Below are 4,072 nucleotides of genomic sequence, written 5' to 3'. Positions count from 1 at the left end.
CGAAAGCTACCGTCCATGACAACGTTATTTTTATCAGCAGGCCGGAAAATCGACCTCACCGCTTGCAAGACCGGACAAGGAAATGTCGGGATCAGCGTCGGGTATCAGGGAGAGGGAGCAGCGCGCGCCCGTGGGCTCACGTCGCTTCTGCGGGTATGAGCGCGAACGGTCATGGCGAGGAAAGGGGCGCAATTATTGGCGACTTCAGTCGCTATGTTCTTTGAAATGACGAGTGCATACCGCGTGATCAATTGAAACCTCATTATCCGTTTGAGGGTCAACGATGGGGAACGGCCTGCGCAGGGGTGTCAGCGCCAGGGTGGTCCCGATCGGCTGCGATTGTCGGGTCGGTAAACCCGTGACAATCCTTGACGCCGGGATCTTGGCCCTGAGCGCCGCCGATAATAACCATGAACTTAAGCGACGAGGCAAACAAAAAGTTACAAACCGGACACGTTTCTACGCTCAATACAGCACTGCGCAGATGAAAGAGCGCCGGACGTTAACCGTAACCTGTTGAATTGCTTATTTATTGCCTACGTGAACGGGATTTAACGCTTCACGGTCACTACCGACGAACAGCACTAGTGGCCATTCAAGATCAAACACTGCCTTTCCGGAAGACTTAAAGTCTTTACATGCACCATAAGCGGGCATGGCGGGCCACACTTATTGTCTGACAAAAAACGATTTTGTTAGGTGGGTTAAGCCTATTTCTAATAATGATTCACCCGCACTTCTGTGCAACTTCCGTAACGACAGACCAGCCCGGTCGCCACACACCCGGCGCGGCGCGTGCAATTAAATAGCCACTACCTCACGCATACACGGTGATCAGTCACTGAAAAAATCGTTCAATTTTTCAACAGGATATAACGCTAACGGATCAGCCTTCATAGACCGGATCAATGAAGGCCAAGTTGTATCCGAACTGAAACAAATCTGTTGCCAAGTGTTTAAGCCAGGATTATGTTCTTACGGCGCTCGATAGGGAGCTACTCACTTTACAGGTGTGCATGGATGCAAAAGTCTAAAGCCGTTAGTGCTGTCCGTTGTTCTTTCAAACCTGCAACAACCGGCGCACTTTGCGCACTTTCATTGACCTTCGGCTGTTCTGCGTACGCAGACTATGTTGAACAGGGCAAGTTGGGGGACGCTGCCAGCTGGCGGTCCGCCGAGTTCCAGAGTGACTGGGGGCTTGGGCGTATTCAGGCCGATCAGGCGTATGCGGCGGGCATCACCGGCGCTGGCGTCAAGATCGGTGCGCTGGACTCCGGCTTCGACCCCTCTCACCCGGAAGCCAGCCCATCGCGCTTCCATGCGGTCACCGCCAGCGGCACTTACGTCGATGGTTCGCCCTTCAGCGTCACCGGCGCGCTCAACCCGAACAATGACACCCACGGCACTCATGTGACCGGTACGATGGGTGCGGCCCGCGATGGCGTCGGGGTGCATGGCGTGGCGTACAACGCGCAGGTCTACGTCGGCAACACCAACAAGAACGACAGTTTTCTGTTTGGCCCCAGCCCTGACCCGCGTTATTTCAAGGCGGTGTACGGCGCGCTGGCCGACGCCGGTGCGCGCGCGATTAACAACAGTTGGGGCAGCCAGCCATCGGACGTCACTTACGCCACCTTCGACGGCCTGCGTGCCGCTTACGCACAGCATTACAACCGCGGCACCTGGCTGGACGAAGCGGCGAATGTCTCGCGCAACGGCGTGATCAACGTATTCAGCGCGGGCAACAGCGGTTACGCCAATGCCAGCGTGCGCTCTGCCCTGCCCTACTTTCAACCGGACCTGGAAGGCCACTGGCTGGCCGTCTCGGGCCTGGACAGCACCAATGGCCAGCGCTACAACCAGTGCGGCATTGCCAAGTACTGGTGCATCACCATGCCGGGACGCCTGATCAACGGCACGGTGCCGGACGGTGGCTACGGGATCAAGTCCGGCACCTCGATGTCCGCGCCACACGCCACCGGTGCACTGGCGTTGGTGATGGAGCGCTTTCCATACATGAATAACGAGCAGGCGTTGCAGGTGCTGTTGACCACCGCGACACAGCTCGACGGCTCTGTCACTCAGGCACCGACCAGCAGCGTTGGCTGGGGCGTGGCCAATCTGGAGCGCGCCATGCGTGGTCCAGGCCAGTTGCTCGGCACCTTCAATGCCACACTCGGCGCAGGCCAGACCGACGTCTGGAGCAACGACATCTCAGATCAGGCGCTGATCCAGCGCCAATCAGAAGACCGCGCCGAACAGACCGTCTGGCAACAGACACTGGTCAGCAGAGGCTGGCAGAACGGTGTTGCCAGCACCGCCAGTCAGCAGGACCAGACCGATTACGCGTTCGGCACCGCTCGCGCCGCAGCGGCTGCGCAGCGCCAGTATCAAGGCAGCCTGATCAAGTCCGGCAATGGCAGGCTGATTCTTTCGGGCATCAACACGTACCGTGGCGACACGGTGGTCAATGGCGGCCTGCTGTCCGTCGATGGCTCGCTCACCTCAAGCGTGCAAGTCAACGCAGGCGGCACGCTGGGCGGCAACGGGCAGATCGGCGGGCTGACCGCTCGCAGCGGTGGCATCGTCGCGCCGGGTAATTCCATCGGCACCTTGCAGGTCAATGGCAACGTGGCTTTCGAGCCGGGATCGACCTACGCCGTGGAGCTGTCGCCGACGGCCAGCGATCGCATCGTCGCGACCGGCAGTGCGACCGTGTCAGGCGCCAACATGTCACTGGCACTGGACGAGACACCTATCGCCCTGAACGCCGCGCCTGGCCAGACGCTGGATGGCCGACAGTACAACGTGTTGCAAGCGGCCAACGGCATCAATGGTCAGTTCGGCAACGTGACGTCCAACTATGCGTTTCTGGGTGGCCGACTCGACTACTCAGCCACCGGCGTTGCGCTCAACATCGAGCGCTCGGCTGCATTCGACAGCGTGGCACAGACGCCCAATCAGGCGGCGGTCGCCACTGCGGCCGAGCAATTGGGCGCCGGCAATGCCGTGTACGAAAACCTGCTCCTCTCCCCCACCGCCGCTGCGGCCCGAAACAGCTTTCAGCAACTCTCCGGGGAAATCTATCCTGCTATCGGCACGGTGCTGATCAATGACAGTCGCCATGTGCGTGACGCCGTCGGCGAACGCCTGGGCTCCAGCGCGTTGGGCACCGATGGCAACACCGCAGCACAAGATAATGTCTGGATCAAGGCGCTGGGCGCATGGGGCAAGACTGACTCACGCAACGACACCGCCGGCTACACCACGTCGATTGGCGGCCTGCTGGCCGGTGTCGACGGCAACGTAGCGGACGACACGCGAATGGGTCTGGTGGCAGGCTACAGCGACAGCTCCCTGAACATGGGATCGGGCACCCATTCACGTGCGTCGATAGACAGTTACCATTTGGGCGCCTACGTCGGGCATGAGATGGGCGCGCTGCGCCTCACGCTCGGCAGTGCCTACAGCTGGCACCGCATCGATGCCAAACGTGACGTGCAGGTGGGCGGCGCGGGCGGTCGGGAAACAACGAAGCACGACGCCCAGACCGCACAGGTGTTCACCGAGGCGGCGTATCGCATCCGCTTGGAGCCGGCGACACTTGAACCGTTCGCCAACCTCGCATATGTGCATCTGGCAACCGATGGCTTTACCGAGAAAGGCGATGCAGCGGCGCTGTCGGCCGGTCGTGACAAACGCGATGCGGTGCTCAGCACCCTTGGCGTGCGGGCGTTGAAAACCATTGCACTGACCGATCAACAGAAACTCGACCTGTCCGGCAGCCTCGGCTGGCAACACAACTTGAGCGACACCGACTCGCAACAGCACCTGGCCTTCGCTTCCAGTGGCGCAAGCTTCGGTGTCGAGAGCTCGCCACTGGTGCGCAACGCCGCGCTGGTCGGCGCTCATGCCAGCCTGGCAGTGAGCAAGGACGCCAGGGTGAGCCTGGACTACACCGGCCAACTGGCCAGCCGCGAAAAAAGCCACGGCGTCGGGCTGAGCCTCAACTGGCAGTTCTGATTCCGCAACCCCTCTGGATTCAAAGAACCACGCGCATGCAGATGCATGC

1 protein-coding gene is annotated in these 4,072 nt (G+C 60.4%); it reads left to right on the top strand.

Annotated features, from left to right (window positions below):
* Nucleotides 1-1,020: 1,020 nt before the first annotated feature.
* A complete protein-coding gene (locus ALP40_RS02620; RefSeq protein WP_122206733.1) occupies nucleotides 1,021-4,023 on the top strand; it encodes an autotransporter serine protease in 3,003 nt (1,000 codons plus the stop codon).
* The last annotated feature ends 49 nt before the right edge of the window (nucleotides 4,024-4,072 follow it).

Origin of the sequence: Pseudomonas viridiflava, from assembly GCF_003702045.1 — a bacterium.
In the GTDB taxonomy this organism is placed as follows: Bacteria; Pseudomonadota; Gammaproteobacteria; order Pseudomonadales; family Pseudomonadaceae; genus Aquipseudomonas; species Aquipseudomonas viridiflava_C.
Note: the sequence above shows the minus strand (reverse complement) of the source record. Positions and strands in the feature narration are given on the sequence as shown.

Coding starts and splice junctions, on each gene's coding strand:
- ALP40_RS02620 (WP_122206733.1), top strand. CDS start 1,021: ATGCAAAAGTCTAAAGCCGTTAGTGCTGTCCGTTGTTCTTTCAAACCT.